The following is a 13,758-nucleotide window of genomic DNA, read 5'->3' on the forward strand; positions in this document are numbered from 1 at the left end:
CATCCGCCTCGCGGCCCCACCCCCTCACCCCGGCCCTCTCCCCCTGCGGGGGCGAGGGAGAAAGTGAATTCATGACAAAGAAGACTTATCTGATCGGCGTTGACACCGGCGGCACCTATACGGATGCGGCGGTGATCGAGGCGCAGGGGCACAAGGTGGTGGCCTCGGCCAAATCCATCACGACCAAGGGCGACCTGTCGATCGGCGTCACGGGGGCCATCACGGCGGCAGTGGCGAAGCTTCCAGAGGGGCTGAAGCCGGAGGACATCTCGCTCGTCTCGGTGTCCACCACGCTTGCCACCAATGCGGTTGTCGAAGGCCATGGCAGTGCGGTGGGCGTGATCCTCATCGGCTTCGATCAGGCCATGGCGGAGCGCACGGGGATCGCCAAGGCCTTTCCCGGCATGCCGATCGCCATGATTTCCGGCGGGCATGACCACAATGGCGAAGAGGCGAAGCCGCTGGACGCCGCAGGCCTTGCCAGCGCCATCGCAGGAATGCCGGTCGATGCCTTTGCCATCGCATCCGCCTTCGCGGTGCGCAATCCGGCGCATGAGGCGCGCGCGCGTGACATCATCGCGAAGGCCACGGGCAAGCCCGCGACGCTGTCGACCGAGTTGACCTCGGCACTCGATGCGCCGCGGCGCGCGCTGACGGCGGTGCTGAACGCCCGGCTGATCTCGCGCGTTTCCATGCTGATCGAGGCGGTGCGCCGCTCCATGCGCGGCCTCGGCATCGACTGCCCGCTGATGATCGTGAAGGGTGACGGCACGCTGGCGCTGGCCGAGCGCGTGGCCCTGCGGCCCATCGAGACGGTGCTGTCCGGCCCCGCCGCGAGCCTCGTTGGCGCGTCCTGGCTGTGCGGGAAGGCGGATTTCATCATGTCCGACATGGGCGGCACGACGACGGATTTAGGCATTCTCGCTGGCGGGCGTCCGCAGGTGGCGGAGCAGGGTGCGGAGGTCGGCGGCTGGCGCACCATGGTGAAGGCCATCGACGTCAAGACCATCGGCCTTGGCGGCGATAGCGAGATTGCGATCGGGCTCAATGGCAGGCTGGAGGTGGGGCCGCAGCGGGTGGCGCCCATTTCGCTGCTCGCCTCGCGCTATCCGGAAGTTGTCGCGATGCTGGAGGCCGATCTTGCTGACACCGAGGGTGGCTCGCTGCACGGCAAGTTCGTGCTGAAGCCCTTCGGCGCAAATGCGGCCCTTACCGCGGAGGTGAGCCCGCGCGAGGCGGAAATCCTCGCCCTTGTCGATGAGCGGCCGAAGCCCATCCGCAAGATCGCGGTATCCTCCGCCGCGCAGCGGGCGCTGGCTGCGCTCAAGCGCAAGGGCCTTGTCCAGACCGGCGGCTTCACCCCATCGGACGCCGCCCATGTGCTGGGCCTGCAGGACAACTGGCCGGGCCCCGCCGCAGCACTTGCGGCCAAGCTCATGGTCCGTTTCCGCGACATGAAGCTCGGCGATGCCGCGCGCGTTGAGGCCTTCTGCCGCGAAGTGTGGTCGGAGACGGTGCGGCGCACGGCGCGCGTTATCCTCGACACCGCCTTCGGCAAGAGCTTCGGCGATCATGAACTGGTCGATGCCGTGAGTTCGGGCCGCGGCGCCCTGGGCCTGGCGAAGGTCTCGCTTTCGCCCGCCGTTCCCGTCGTCGCGGTGGGCGGGCCGGTGCGCGTCTATTATGAAGAGGCCGGACGCAGGCTCGGCTGCGAGATGATCTTCCCGCCCTTCTTCGACGTCGCCAATGCGGTGGGTGCCGCGACGGGTGTCATCGCGCAGACGGTGACCTTCACCGTCGACGGCGACGGGAGCGGGCTGTTCCGCCTCCACGGGCCTGCGGGAACCGAGGTCTTCACGTCGGGCGCTGCGGCACTCGCGGCGGCGGAGGAGCGCGCGCGCGCGGGCGCACTCGAGGCCGTGCGGCAGCTTGGTGCGCAGGCGCCCGAGGTGCGGCTCAGTGTCAGCAAGCATCACCTGCCGGACGCGGTGGACGACAACGGCCTGCTCGAGGCAGTCGTGAAGGCCGAGGCGCTTGGCCGTCCGGAGACGCGGGGCTGACCCTTTCCGGGCTGCGGACCGGCCACGCTTCCGGCCCATGACGCGCCGCAAGGGTTGAACCCTAGCTTCCACTGATCCATAAGCCTGCCGGGGCAGACAAATTGCGGGAGGGGAGCCATGGATTTCTGGCAGACATATTTTTCGTTCGCCGGCACGGCGGAAGGCTGGGTCGCGCTGGCGACGTTGGTGGCGATGGAGGTGGTGCTCGGCATCGACAACCTGATCTTCATCTCCATCCTGTCCAACAAGCTGCCCGAGGAGCACCGGGCGCGGGCCCGGCGGATCGGGATCGGGGCGGCGCTAATCATGCGCTTGCTGCTGCTGACCACCGTCTCCTGGATCGCGCAGCTGACTGCGCCCGTCTTCACGGTGTTGGGCGAGGGCTATTCCTGGCGTGACATCATCCTGCTCGCCGGCGGTCTGTTCCTGGTGTGGAAGGCGACCAAGGAAATCCATCACTCGGTGGATCCCGACGACAGCAAGGAGAACATGATGGGCCAAACCGCAACGCTGACGGTGGGCGGGGCGGTGTTCCAGATCCTGCTGCTCGACCTCGTGTTCTCGGTCGATTCCATCATCACGGCGGTCGGCATGACCGACCATATCGCTATCATGTACATCGCGGTGATCGTGGCGGTGTTGGTGATGCTGCTGGCGGCGGACCCGCTGGCGCGCTTCATCCAGGCCAACCCGACGATCGTCATGCTGGCGCTCGGCTTCCTGCTGATGATCGGCATGACGCTGATCGCCGAGGGCATGGGCTTCCATGTGCCCAAGGGCTACGTCTATGCCGCCATGGGCTTCTCGGCCCTCGTTGAGTTGCTGAACATGATGGCCAGGCGCGCGAGGAAGAAGAAGCAGGCCGGGCACTGACCTTCAAGGCCTTTCCCCTTCTCCCGCCGCAGGTGGGAGAAGGGCAAGCTGACAGGTTGCCCTCCACCGCGCCCTCCGCTAGAAGGCGCGGCCAATCCCCTCATTCTGCAAGAGAGACGTCATTTCATGGCCCGTCAGTTCATCTATCACATGCAGGGTCTCACCAAGGCCTATGCCGGCGGCAAGAAGGTGCTGGAGAACATCCACCTCTCCTTTTACCCCGATGCCAAGATCGGCATCCTGGGCCCCAACGGCTCAGGCAAGTCTACGCTGCTGCGCATCATGGCGGGCATCGACACGGAGTGGAACGGCGAGGCCTGGCTGGCGGAGGGCGCAACGGTGGGCTACCTGCAGCAGGAGCCGGAGCTTGACCCCGCGCTCGACGTCATGGGCAATGTCATGGAAGGTGTCGCCCACAAGAAGGCGATCCTCGACGAATACAATGCGCTGATGGCCGACTACAATGACGAGAACGCCGAAAAGGCCGGCAAGCTGCAGGACGTGATCGACAGCCAGAATCTGTGGGACCTCGAATCCCAGGTGGAGCAGGCGATGGATGCGCTGCGCTGCCCGCCGGGCGAGGCCTCGATCGACAATCTCTCAGGCGGTGAAAAGCGCCGCGTGGCGCTGACCCAGCTCTTGCTCAGGAAGCCCGACCTGCTGCTCCTCGACGAGCCCACCAACCATTTGGACGCCGAGTCGGTGAACTGGCTGGAGCATCACCTGCGCGACTATCCCGGCGCCATCATGATCGTCACCCATGACCGCTACTTCCTCGACAACGTGACGGGTTGGATCCTGGAGCTCGACCGCGGCCGCGGTATCCCTTACGAGGGTAACTATTCCGCCTATCTGGGCCAGAAGGCCAAGCGCTTCGCCCAGGAATCGCGCGAGGACGCGGCACGCGAGAAGGCGCTGGCGCGTGAGTCGGAATGGATCTCCGCCTCGCCCAAGGCCCGCCAGGCCAAGTCCAAGGCCCGCATCAAGGCCTATGACGAGCTGCTGAAGGTGAACGAGGACCGCCTCAAGTCCACGACCGCGCAGATCATCATTCCGCCGGGTGAGCGGCTGGGCAACACCGTCATCAACCTCGAGGGCGTCTCCAAGGCCTATGGCGACCGGCTGCTGATCGACAATCTCACCTTCAAGCTGCCGCCGGGTGGCATCGTCGGCATCATCGGGCCGAACGGCGCGGGCAAGACCACGCTGTTCCGCATGATCACGGGGCAGGAGAAGCCTGACTCAGGCACCATCGCCATCGGTGAGAGCGTGCACATGGGCTACGTCGACCAGTCACGCGACTCCCTCGACCCGGACAAGACCGTCTGGCAGGAAATCTCGGGCGGCAATGATGTGATCTATCTGGGCAAGCGCGAGATGAATTCCCGCGCCTACACCGGCGCCTTCAACTTCAAGGGCGCGGACCAGCAGCAGAAGGTGGGCAACCTCTCGGGCGGCCAGCGTAACCGCGTGCATCTCGCCAAGATGCTGAAGACCGGCGCCAATGTGCTGCTCCTCGACGAGCCGACCAACGACCTCGACACGGAAACGCTGGCAGCCCTCGAAGAGGCGCTGGAGGATTTCGCCGGCTGTGCCGTGGTCATCAGCCACGACCGCATGTTCCTCGACCGTCTGGCCACCCACATCCTCGCCTTCGAGGGCGACAGCCACGTCGAATGGTTCGAAGGCAACTTCCAGGACTACGAGGAAGACAAGAAGCGCCGCCTGGGCGAGGACAGCGTGATGCCGAAGCGCATCAGGTACAAGCAGTTCGCGCGCTGACACGGTTGTGACCCGCGCCGGGATTGACGCATTCCGGCACTCCGGTCTAAACGCTGAGGTATCCAAACAAGGGAGGCAAGGCAATGCCGTTGACTCGCCGTCATTTCCTTGGGTCCGCCGCCGCGGCTGCGGCTCTGCCGCTGTTCGGCGAACAGGCTTTTGCGCGCGAACTGGCGCCCATTTTTGCTTCCGAGGCGCAGGAAGTTCCCTATAGGTTCCGCCGCCGCGAGGTGGATTTCGAGACAGCGGAGCCCGTGGGCACCATCGTGGTCGATACGGAAAAGCGCTATCTCTATCACGTGCTGGGCCAGGGCCGCGCCATGCGCTATGGCGTGGGCGTGGGCGATGACGGCAAGACCTGGGCGGGCAGGGCGGTGATCCGCCGCAAGACCGAGTGGCCGGTCTGGCGGCCGACGCCGGAGCACATTGCGCGCTGGCCCAAGCTGGAGCAATACCGCGTCGACGGCATGCCCGGCGGGCGGGATAACCCGATGGGGGCGCGCGCCCTCTATCTCTATCAGGGCAAGGTCGATACGCTGTACCGCATCCACGGCACCAACAAGCCCAAGGGCGTCGGCCGCAAGGTGACGTCCGGCTGCCTCAGGATGCTCAATGTCGATATCGTCCACCTCTATGAGCGCGTGGAGATCGGCACCGAAGTGCTTGTCACCTGAGAGTGAAAAACCAATCCGCCGGAGACCCGCCCGCCATGCCGATCACGCGCCGCCGACTGCTCGCCGCTTTCGCCGCAACCGCTGCACTGCCCTGGACGCCCGCGCGCGCCCTTGAGGATGAGCCGTTTCCCGTCAGCGCCAGCGACGAGCGCAAGATCCAGTACAAGTACCGGCGCCGCGAAATAGAGTATGAGACCGCGGAGCCGGCAGGCACCATCGTTGTCGATCCGCGCAAGCGCTTTCTCTACCTCGTGCTCGGCAATGGCCAGGCGATCCGCTATGGCGCGTCGGTGGGCAAGGCGGGGCGCACCTGGTCAGGTGCGGCCACCATCGGCCGCATGGAAAAATGGCCGACATGGACGCCAACGCCTGAGCACATCGCCGAATTCCCGAAGCTGGTGAAGTGGCAGCAGGGCGGCATGCCGGGCGGGCCGGACAACCCGATGGGCGCGCGCGCCCTCTATCTCTATCAGGGCGAGGTGGACACCATCTACCGTATCCACGGCACGCATGACCCCGCACTCGTCGGCAAGAAGAAGACGGCGGGCTGCTTCGCACTGCTCAATACCGACATCATTGACCTCTACAACCGCGTCGAACTGGGCGCGCGGGTGGTGGTGATGGAGTATTGAGCGACTGGACGCCTTCGCACTACCTGGCATTTGCCGATGAGCGCGCGCGGCCGGCGCGCGATCTGCTGGCGCAGGTGCCGCTCGGCCAGGCGCGGCATGTTTATGACTTGGGCTGCGGGCCGGGGAACTCGACAGCGCTGCTGGTGAAGCGCTTCCCGGGTGCTGCGATCACCGGCATCGACAATTCAGCCGCCATGCTGGAGGCGGCGCGCAAGGCCTGCCCCTCCGCCCGGTTCGAGCCGGGCGATCTCGCGGCGTGGAGGCCGGAAGGCGAGCCGGACCTCATCTTCTCAAATGCGGCCTTCCACTGGGTGCCTGATCACATCGGTGCGCTCGCGCGGCTGGCGCGCTGCCTGCCCGATGGCGGCGTGCTCGCCATACAGATGCCGGACAATCTGATGGAGCCGAGCCACGCGCTGATGCAGCACGCGGCCGGCATGGGGCCATGGGCGGGGAAGCTTGCCGGTGCGGCGGCCACGCGCGAGGCGCTGCCAGAGCCCGCCCGCTATTACGCGCGGCTGAAGCCGTTCTTCCGGCGGCTCGACATCTGGCACACGATCTACAACCACCCGCTCGACGGCGTGGACGGCATCGTGTCCTGGCTGACGACCACCGGCCTCAGGCCCTGGCTTGCCCCCCTGGATCAGGATGAGCGCGCGGCCTATCTGGCGCGCTACCGCGAACTGCTTCGGGGGGCTTACCCCGAGCAGGCGGACGGCGTGGTGCTGCTGCGTTTTCCGCGATTGTTTCTGGTGGGCGTGAGGTGAGGTGTCTAGCTCTTGAGGTACTTGAACAGTCCGTCGATTGAACCCGTGCGGGTGATGGTGCCCACGAAGGTGGAGCGCATTTGCTGGACGAGCCAGACGCCACGCATGTTGATGTCCTTCACCGTGAAGCCGCCACCGGCGCGGGCGAGGCGGAAGATGATCTTGGTGCCGCTGGAGGTGCGGGCCGACACCTGCAGGTTTCCGCCTGAGGACTTGCAATCGGTGATCACCAGGCTGGCGCCGCGGAAACCCCTGCCATGGTCTTTGAGGACCTGCCCGACGAACTGGCGGCTGAGCGCCAGGAATTCGGCCTCACGCGACTTCGGCAGGTCCTTGCGGTATTTGCCGAGTGCGAAGAGGCTCAAGGAACGAAGGTCGGAGAAGCGCGCGGCTGCGCTGGCGAAGGCGGATGCGGAGCCTGAGCTTGCGGCGCGGTCATAGGCGTGGGCAGCGCTCTTCACGAAGCCTGCCGCCTCGCATTTCGTCTCGGCAAGTGCCGTGCCGCCAAGCGCGATGGCGAGCATCAGGAGGCCTGCGAAGACGGAGAGAATGCGTTGCACGGATGTCACCATGGGGGCTGCTCGATCTGCGAGGCAGGGCACCATAATACAATTAAAGGTGGCTTAAGCTCCAGCCCCGTCAGTCGTCCTGCTTGGCTTTTCCACCCTTGATGCGCGCCTCGCGCAGGTGCAGGTCCTGGTGCAGGCCCTTGAAATCCTCCGGCCGCGCCAGGCCGAAGGTGCGCTTCCTCAGTTCCATCACGAGTTCGGCGCGGTCCTCGATGTGGGCGATATCCTCGAAAGGAATGGGCTCGCCCACCCGCACCCTGAGGCGCGAGCCGATTCGCCGTGCTGTTTCGCGGAAGACAAGCGATAGCCGCAGGGTGAGGCTCAGATGGCTGGCGAGCTGGAACAGCCGCGAGTTCTGGCCGACGAAGAAGACGGGCACCACGGTCGCCCGCGAGGAGCGCAGCAGTTTTGCGGTGAAGGGCGCCCAGGGCAGATCCACTGCCGGACCCTTCAGCGGCTTCTCGGATGTCGATACGCCGCCGCCGGGGAAAATGCCGATGGCATGGCCTTGCCGGAGCCAGGACTGCGCCTCAAGCCGCGACGCCACATTGGTCTCGCGCGCCTCACGCGTGGGTGCGAAGGCCACGGGCAGCAGGTTTGCCGCTGCTTCCGGCGCCTGGCACAGCACGTCGTTGGCAAGCACCTTGGTATCCGGGCGCACCTTGGTGGCAAGCCAGGTGAGCGTGATGCCGTCGAGCACGCCATAAGGATGGTTGGCGATGAACAGCACGGGACCGGCCGCGGGTGTGCGGGCCAGCGCCTCCTCGTCGTATTCCACCCGCATGCGCAGCAGGCTGATCGCCGAATCGAAGAAGTTCTCGCCGTTCTTCAGGTTTTTCTGATGCTGGGCATAGAGCTTCTTGAGCTTGCGCTGGCCGCCGATTTTCTCGATTGCCTGGATGACCGCGCGCTGCAGCACGGGTTGGTCAGCGGTGGAGTAGCTGAAGCGGAGTTTGCGCGGTGAGAGTGTTGCGAAGCTTTTCGCCATGGGGGATCGTGGCCGGTGGGTCTCACCTTCCATCGCATTTCGACGGCGCGCATGCAATGGAGCAGGCTGCCCTTTTGCTCCGAATGCGGCTAGACTGCCGGAAGGGGAGGAATCATCATGTACACGCTCTATTGCCGTAACACCGCCGGATCCATGGCACCCGAGGCCCTGCTCGAGGCCTGCGGCGCCGATTACAAGGTCATCGTTCTGGAGCGGATGGCCGACGGGTCCTTCGAGGAGTTCTTTCACAGGATCAATCCCAAGGCGGAAGTTCCGACGCTGGTGCTGCCTGATGACAGTATCATGACGGAAAGTGCTGCCATGATGATCTACCTTGCGGATCTTCACCCTGAGGCCGGGCTGTCGCCTACGCCGACCGCGCCGGATCGCGCGCGGTTCCTGCGCTGGCAGGTCTATCTCGCCACCGCGCTCTACATGAGCGACCTGAGGTTGTTCTACCCGGAGCGTTACACGCTGAAGGCCGGCGAGGCTGACGGCATCAAGGCCCGGGCGCTCGAGACGATGATGCAGGAATTCGCGATCTACGCGGATGCGCTGGGGGAGGGACCCTTCATCCTCGGCCAGCGCATGTGTGCCGCCGACATTTATGCCGCCATGCTCTGCACCTGGGCGCCGGACATGCCAGCCCTGTTCGCCAAGCATCCTGTGCTCGGGCGCATGTATGATGGCGTGCTGGCAAACGCCGCGGTGAAGAAGGTGTGGGAGCGCAACGGGGCGTGAGGACGCCTCACGCCGCCTGCGCCACTGTTCCCAGGCCCAGCACGCGGCAGATGGCGTAGACGAGATCGGCGCGGTTCAGCGTGTAGAAGTGGAAGTGCTTCACGCCTTCGCGGCGGAGCGCGTCGACCTGCTCGGCGGCGACCATGGCGGCGACGAGGTTGCGGGTGGCGGGGTCATCGTCGAGGCCCTCGAAGCGGCGGGCGAGCGCTGGCGGCACCTGGGCGCCGCACCTGGCCGCGAACTCGCTGACCCTGGCGAAGGAAGTGATGGGCAGAATGCCCGGCACCAGCTCGATCGCGATGCCGCGCGCCGCGATGCGGTCCCTGAGCCTCAGGAAGAAGGCGTTGTGGAAGAAGAACTGCGAGATGGCGCGGCTGGCGCCATGCTCTGCCTTGTCGGCCATGAAGGCGAGATCCTCCTCGATCGACACCGATTCAGGATGACGCTCGGGATAGGCCGAGACGGAGATTTCGAAGTCACCCAACGCGCGGATGCCGCGCACCAGGTCGGCGGCGTTGCGGTAGCCTTGCGGGTGGGGCACGAAGCGCGTGCCGGCTCCGGCCGGCGGATCGCCCCGGAGCGCCACGATGTGGCGCACGCCGGCCGCTGCGAAGTCGCTCACGACGGCATTCACCTCTTCCTTGCTGGCGCCGACGCAGGTCAGGTGTGCGGCGGGTTTCAGCGCCGTTTCAGCCGCGATGCGGCGCACAGTCGCGAGCGTGCGGTCTCGCGTGGTGCCGCCCGCGCCATAGGTGACGGAGACGAAGCTGGGATGCACGGTCTCGAGCTTGGCGATGGTGCGCCAGAAGCTCTCGTCGGCGTCTCCCTTCGGCGGGAAGAACTCGAATGAGACGGTGATGCCGGAGACATCCTCTGCGAAGGCGATCATGTGGCGCGGTCCATCTTCGGGGTTGCGAGGGCGGGTGTGGAAGGTGCCGCGGCCAGCCAGAGCGACACGGTGAGGCCCTGGCCCTGCTTGCGCCACGGCGGCGGCAGCACGTCATGCTGCACCAGCGACAGGCCGGCGCGGGCCAGCCACTGGGCCATGTGTTCCGCGGCGATGCCGAGCCTGCGGTGGGCGTGGCCGGTGCGCAGGTCGTCCAGCTCATGCGGGGCGAAGTCGACGACCAGCAGGCGGCCGCCCGGCTCCAGGATGCGGGCAGCCTCGGCGAGCGCCCGGACAGGGTCCTCCAGGAAGTGCAGCACCTGGTGGATGGTCACGAAATCCGCGAAGCCGTCCGGGAAGGGCAGGGCATAGATCTCGCCATGGCGGACCTGGGCGTTGCGGATGCCCGAGGCCTCCAGGTTGACGCGGGCGATGGCCAGCATGTCGCGGCTCGAATCGATGCCGATCGCCTGCGCGGCACGCGCGGCGAAGCGGCGGAGAACCGCGCCGGTGCCGGTGCCGAGATCGACGTGGAGGCGAACCGGCGCCTGGCCCGCCAGCCGTACCATCGCGTGCTCGACATCCTCCTCACGCACGTGGAGCGAACGGAGCTCCTCCCAGCGCGCGGCATTTTCCGCGAAATAGCGGGATGCTGCCTCGGCGCGCCGCGTGCGGATATCCTCAAGACGGGCAAGGTCGCCCGCCAGCACCGGATCCGCACCGGGCAGCAGGTCCACGATGGCGCGCGACAGGGCGCCGCCCATGTCCTCCTCGCGCAAGCGGAACAGCACCCAGTTTCCCTCCTTGTGGCGGCTGATCAGGCCTGCCTCCGCCATCAGCTTCAGATGGCGGCTCACGCGCGGCTGGCTCTGACCCAGGATCTGGGTAAGCTCGCTCACATTCGCCTCGCCGTGGGCGAGCAGGAACAGGATCCGGACGCGGGTCGCCTCGGCGGCGGCGCGCAGGCCGGAGAGCAATTCATCCATGGACGTTACCTCCATAATGACATAAACATATCTTTATGTAGATCGCAACAGCCGTCAGAGATGAAGTCGATTGCGAAAATCCACGTGTGAACAAGCGGAGGTCTTGCATTCGTCATGATTTCGCGGCGTATTGTCATGTGGCGGCCCGGGTGTTCCGGGGCCTCTGGGAGGGACTATGACTGATCGCGGACATCGCCTGCTGAACCGGCGGGAGCTTGGCGCGCTGTTGTTGGCCACCGTATTCGCCAGGCCGGCGACGGCATTAGCGAACACGCCAGCCGAGGACTATGTGACGGACATTGCCGAGAACGTGATGTCGCTGGCCAATAACGGCCAGAAGGGACCGGCGCTCAGGGCCAAGTTCGCCGCGCTCATGAACCGCTACATCAACCTCAAGTCCATCGCCGATTTTGCACTTGGCCCCTACAACAAGCAGCTGCCAGCCTCCAAGCGCGCGGAGTTCTACGATCTCGTCAGCAACTATGCCGCTGCCCTGTTCGTCTATTACGTCGATGACTTCCGCGGCACCGAGCTTGAGATCGTCTCGACCACCAAGCAGGGCCGCTTTACGGTGATCCAGAGCGTCATCAAGGGCAAGGGCGGGCGCGAGCAGGTGCGCTGGCGGCTCAGCTCGTCCGGCGGCGGCTACCGGGTGAGCGATGTGAACCTGAAGGGCGTGTGGCTGACGATCTCGATGAAGGACCGCTTCAGCAAGGTGCTGAAGTCGTCCAAGGGCGATTTCGGGCCGCTCTTCGCGGAACTCAAGGAAGCCGAGACCTGGTGAGGTGCTGCGGCGTTGTTGACGCGGCTTGAAGCTCTCCACTATGGCAGGGTGATGTAACGCACCGGAGGGCGAATCATGTCCAAAAGACATCCGGCAGGACCGGCACGGCTGACGCGGCGCTTAGCCGTTGCCGGTTTGCTTGCGGCCCTCGCCACACCAGCCCTGGCCGAAGCGACCCCAACCGAGCAGAAAGCACTCACCTACATGCGCAAGGTGGGCAAGGACATGCTGAACGCCCACCGCCAGGGCACGGTGGCCAGCTTCAGGCGCGCGATGCAGCGCCATGCCGATGTCAGCGCCATCGCCGACTATTCGCTGGGCCAGTACCGCTCCAAGCTGCCTGCGGGCCAGCGGGAAGCCTATTACGCAGGTACCCTTACCTTCATGGCGCGCTACTTCGCCGACCAGTCACGCGAATATGTGGTCTCGAAATACGAGATCGGCAAGGCGGACGCCGACGGCAAGGATGTGAGCGTGCAGACCAAGGTCTTCCTCATGTCGGGCCAGTCCTACACAGTCGTGTGGAAGCTGACAGAGAGGAAGGGCAGTTTCAAGGTGGCCGACGCCAAGGTGATGGGCTTCTCGCTCATCTATCTGCAACGCGGCATCTTCACGTCCTTCCTGTCGAAGCGCAACGGCGACGTGGCCCAACTCGTGGCGGCGCTGAACCGCTGAGCCGGACCCCGGCTCACTTCTGCTGGACGCTCTCGATATAGGAGACGAGGGACTCGATGCGGTCCTTCACGATCAGTTCGCGCGTCTCGCGGTCGGTATCCTGCGAAACAGCCTCGACGTTGAACCAGTCGCCCCAGACCGGCATGTCGCGCATTCCGTGCACCTTCACATCGGTACGGCCATCAATCACCGCGGTCACGCGTTCGCGCGGGAACAGGCCGGTGTTGAGCTTGGACAGCATCGTCAGGTCGGGGACGGCGAGGGTGAGGAATTCGCCCAGCGTGCCATCGCCCTTGCCCTCGGGCCCATGACAGGCGGCACAGTAGTTTCGGTAGTCACGCGCGCCCAGCGCGAGGCTGATGCCCTCGCTGACGAGCGGGCCGCCCGTTGTTCCGGATGCCGCGGCCGCCTGGGCACCCGCCATGAGAAGACCGGCCGCCACGAGGCCCGTCACCAGAGATTTACGACGCATGCGCGTTCCCTCCGCTTTTCCCCGGTCAAACTCGCGCCCTTGCCTGGTTGCCGCCTTGACCCTGGTCAATTGAGAGATCGTTAACCCTGGCGGGTCTAGGGTCAGCGTTTCAACTGTAAGTCGCGTTGTCTCGAGTCATGCCCCATCTGCGGAAGTTCATCGCCGTTGCCGCTGTTGCGGCCGTCCTCGCCGGTTGTGGCGGTTCATCGACAAAGAAGACCAGCTTCGACACGCAGGGGCTCCGGGCGCCTGAGGGGTCGTGCTCCGTGAAGCCGTCCCGCATCGGGCTGGCCGAGAAAATCCGCGACATCGACGAGGGCAACGGCTGCGAGATCCCGAACGCCTGGCGGGTCCAGTCGCTGGGTTCGGTGTCGTTCAGCAGGGCGGCGACCATGAACTGCGGTCTCGCCGATCCGCTGAATGGCTGGCTCGAAAACGACGTGCAGCGCGCCGCCCGCAAGAATTTCGGCGAGCAGGTGGTGAGCATCGATGTTGCGGCGTCCTTTGCCTGCCGCGCCCGCAACCACAAGCAAGGCGCCAAGATGAGCGAGCACGGCTTCGGCAACGCCATCGACATCGCCGGCTTCACGCTGGAGAGCGGGCGCAAGGTCACCGTGCTGGACGGCTGGCGCGGCGGCAGGGACGAGCGCCGCTTCCTCGCCAGCGTGCACGAGGCGGCCTGCGGGCAGTTCCGCACCGTGCTCGGCCCCGATGCCGACCGGCACCACCGCGACCACTTCCACCTCGACCTGCAGAACCGCCGCAGTGGCAGCAGCTATTGCAGGTAGGCGTGGCGCATCTGTTGCAATCCGGCCCCATCCGGCGCATATCAGCGCCCATGAACGAGAAGAACATGGATCAGGAAATCA

Annotated in this window: 15 protein-coding genes; 10 read left to right on the plus strand and 5 right to left on the minus strand. The window is 65.6% G+C overall.

Annotation, left to right across the window (positions count from 1 at the left end; all coding sequences use genetic code 11):
* The first annotated feature begins 71 nt into the window (after positions 1-71).
* The 6 genes from ACILRA_RS10660 (at position 72) to tam (ending at position 6,788) form a co-directional block, all read left to right on the plus strand.
* Positions 72-2,060 (plus strand): hydantoinase/oxoprolinase family protein, encoded by a 1,989-nt coding sequence (locus ACILRA_RS10660; RefSeq protein ID WP_395662080.1) that lies wholly within the window; start codon positions 72-74, stop codon positions 2,058-2,060.
* Positions 2,061-2,177: 117 nt separating this feature from the next.
* Entirely contained in the window at positions 2,178-2,933 is a 756-nt protein-coding gene (locus tag ACILRA_RS10665; protein WP_395662081.1) for a TerC family protein, read from the plus strand.
* 126 nt (positions 2,934-3,059) lie between these two features.
* Positions 3,060-4,715: an energy-dependent translational throttle protein EttA gene (ettA, locus tag ACILRA_RS10670; RefSeq protein ID WP_395662082.1), complete on the plus strand. Its 1,656-nt coding sequence runs from the start codon at positions 3,060-3,062 to the stop codon at positions 4,713-4,715.
* 83 nt (positions 4,716-4,798) lie between these two features.
* A complete protein-coding gene (locus ACILRA_RS10675) occupies positions 4,799-5,389 on the plus strand; it encodes a L,D-transpeptidase (RefSeq protein ID WP_395662083.1) in 591 nt (196 codons plus the stop codon).
* A gap of 35 nt (positions 5,390-5,424) precedes the next feature.
* Complete coding sequence (locus tag ACILRA_RS10680) at positions 5,425-6,021, plus strand: L,D-transpeptidase (protein WP_395662084.1); 597 nt, start codon at positions 5,425-5,427, stop codon at positions 6,019-6,021.
* Positions 6,018-6,788 (plus strand): trans-aconitate 2-methyltransferase, encoded by a 771-nt coding sequence (tam, locus tag ACILRA_RS10685; protein WP_395662085.1) that lies wholly within the window; start codon positions 6,018-6,020, stop codon positions 6,786-6,788. Before ACILRA_RS10680 ends, tam begins: the two co-directional genes overlap by 4 nt.
* 5 nt (positions 6,789-6,793) lie before the next feature.
* Here tam and ACILRA_RS10690 read toward each other — a convergent pair whose 3' ends face one another.
* Positions 6,794-7,360: an ABC transporter substrate-binding protein gene (locus tag ACILRA_RS10690; RefSeq protein ID WP_395662086.1), complete on the minus strand. Its 567-nt coding sequence runs from the start codon at positions 7,358-7,360 to the stop codon at positions 6,794-6,796.
* Positions 7,361-7,427: 67 nt separating this feature from the next.
* A complete protein-coding gene (locus ACILRA_RS10695; RefSeq protein ID WP_395662087.1) occupies positions 7,428-8,345 on the minus strand; it encodes a lysophospholipid acyltransferase family protein in 918 nt (305 codons plus the stop codon).
* A gap of 117 nt (positions 8,346-8,462) precedes the next feature.
* Here ACILRA_RS10695 and ACILRA_RS10700 point away from each other — a divergent pair, with 117 nt between their 5' ends.
* Positions 8,463-9,086 carry a glutathione S-transferase family protein gene (locus tag ACILRA_RS10700; protein ID WP_395662088.1) on the plus strand — a complete coding sequence of 208 codons (624 nt, stop codon included), beginning with the start codon at positions 8,463-8,465 and terminating at the stop codon, positions 9,084-9,086.
* A 7-nt stretch (positions 9,087-9,093) separates the two neighbouring features.
* On the opposite strand, the gene metF is transcribed toward ACILRA_RS10700, so the two are convergent.
* The gene (gene metF, locus ACILRA_RS10705) at positions 9,094-9,975 is read right to left on the minus strand and encodes a methylenetetrahydrofolate reductase [NAD(P)H] (protein ID WP_395662089.1); all 882 of its coding nucleotides are present in this window, start codon (positions 9,973-9,975) and stop codon (positions 9,094-9,096) included.
* Positions 9,972-10,958 carry an ArsR/SmtB family transcription factor gene (locus ACILRA_RS10710; protein WP_395662090.1) on the minus strand — a complete coding sequence of 329 codons (987 nt, stop codon included), beginning with the start codon at positions 10,956-10,958 and terminating at the stop codon, positions 9,972-9,974. Before ACILRA_RS10710 ends, metF begins: the two co-directional genes overlap by 4 nt.
* Positions 10,959-11,133: 175 nt before the next feature.
* Between ACILRA_RS10710 and ACILRA_RS10715 the strand changes: the two genes are divergently transcribed.
* Both ACILRA_RS10715 and ACILRA_RS10720 read left to right on the plus strand, forming a co-directional pair.
* Positions 11,134-11,742 (plus strand): phospholipid-binding protein MlaC, encoded by a 609-nt coding sequence (locus ACILRA_RS10715; RefSeq protein ID WP_395662091.1) that lies wholly within the window; start codon positions 11,134-11,136, stop codon positions 11,740-11,742.
* 75 nt (positions 11,743-11,817) lie between these two features.
* The gene (locus ACILRA_RS10720; RefSeq protein ID WP_395662092.1) at positions 11,818-12,417 is read left to right on the plus strand and encodes an ABC transporter substrate-binding protein; all 600 of its coding nucleotides are present in this window, start codon (positions 11,818-11,820) and stop codon (positions 12,415-12,417) included.
* A gap of 13 nt (positions 12,418-12,430) precedes the next feature.
* Here ACILRA_RS10720 and ACILRA_RS10725 read toward each other — a convergent pair whose 3' ends face one another.
* Positions 12,431-12,889, minus strand: a complete 459-nt coding sequence (locus tag ACILRA_RS10725) for a c-type cytochrome (protein WP_395662093.1) — start codon at positions 12,887-12,889, stop codon at positions 12,431-12,433.
* Between the two features lie 137 nt (positions 12,890-13,026).
* Between ACILRA_RS10725 and ACILRA_RS10730 the strand changes: the two genes are divergently transcribed.
* A complete protein-coding gene (locus ACILRA_RS10730; protein WP_395662094.1) occupies positions 13,027-13,677 on the plus strand; it encodes an extensin family protein in 651 nt (216 codons plus the stop codon).
* Positions 13,678-13,758 lie beyond the last annotated feature (81 nt).

Origin of the sequence: Aestuariivirga sp. (assembly GCF_044239095.1) — a bacterium.
Lineage (GTDB): Bacteria > Pseudomonadota > Alphaproteobacteria > Rhizobiales > Aestuariivirgaceae > Aestuariivirga.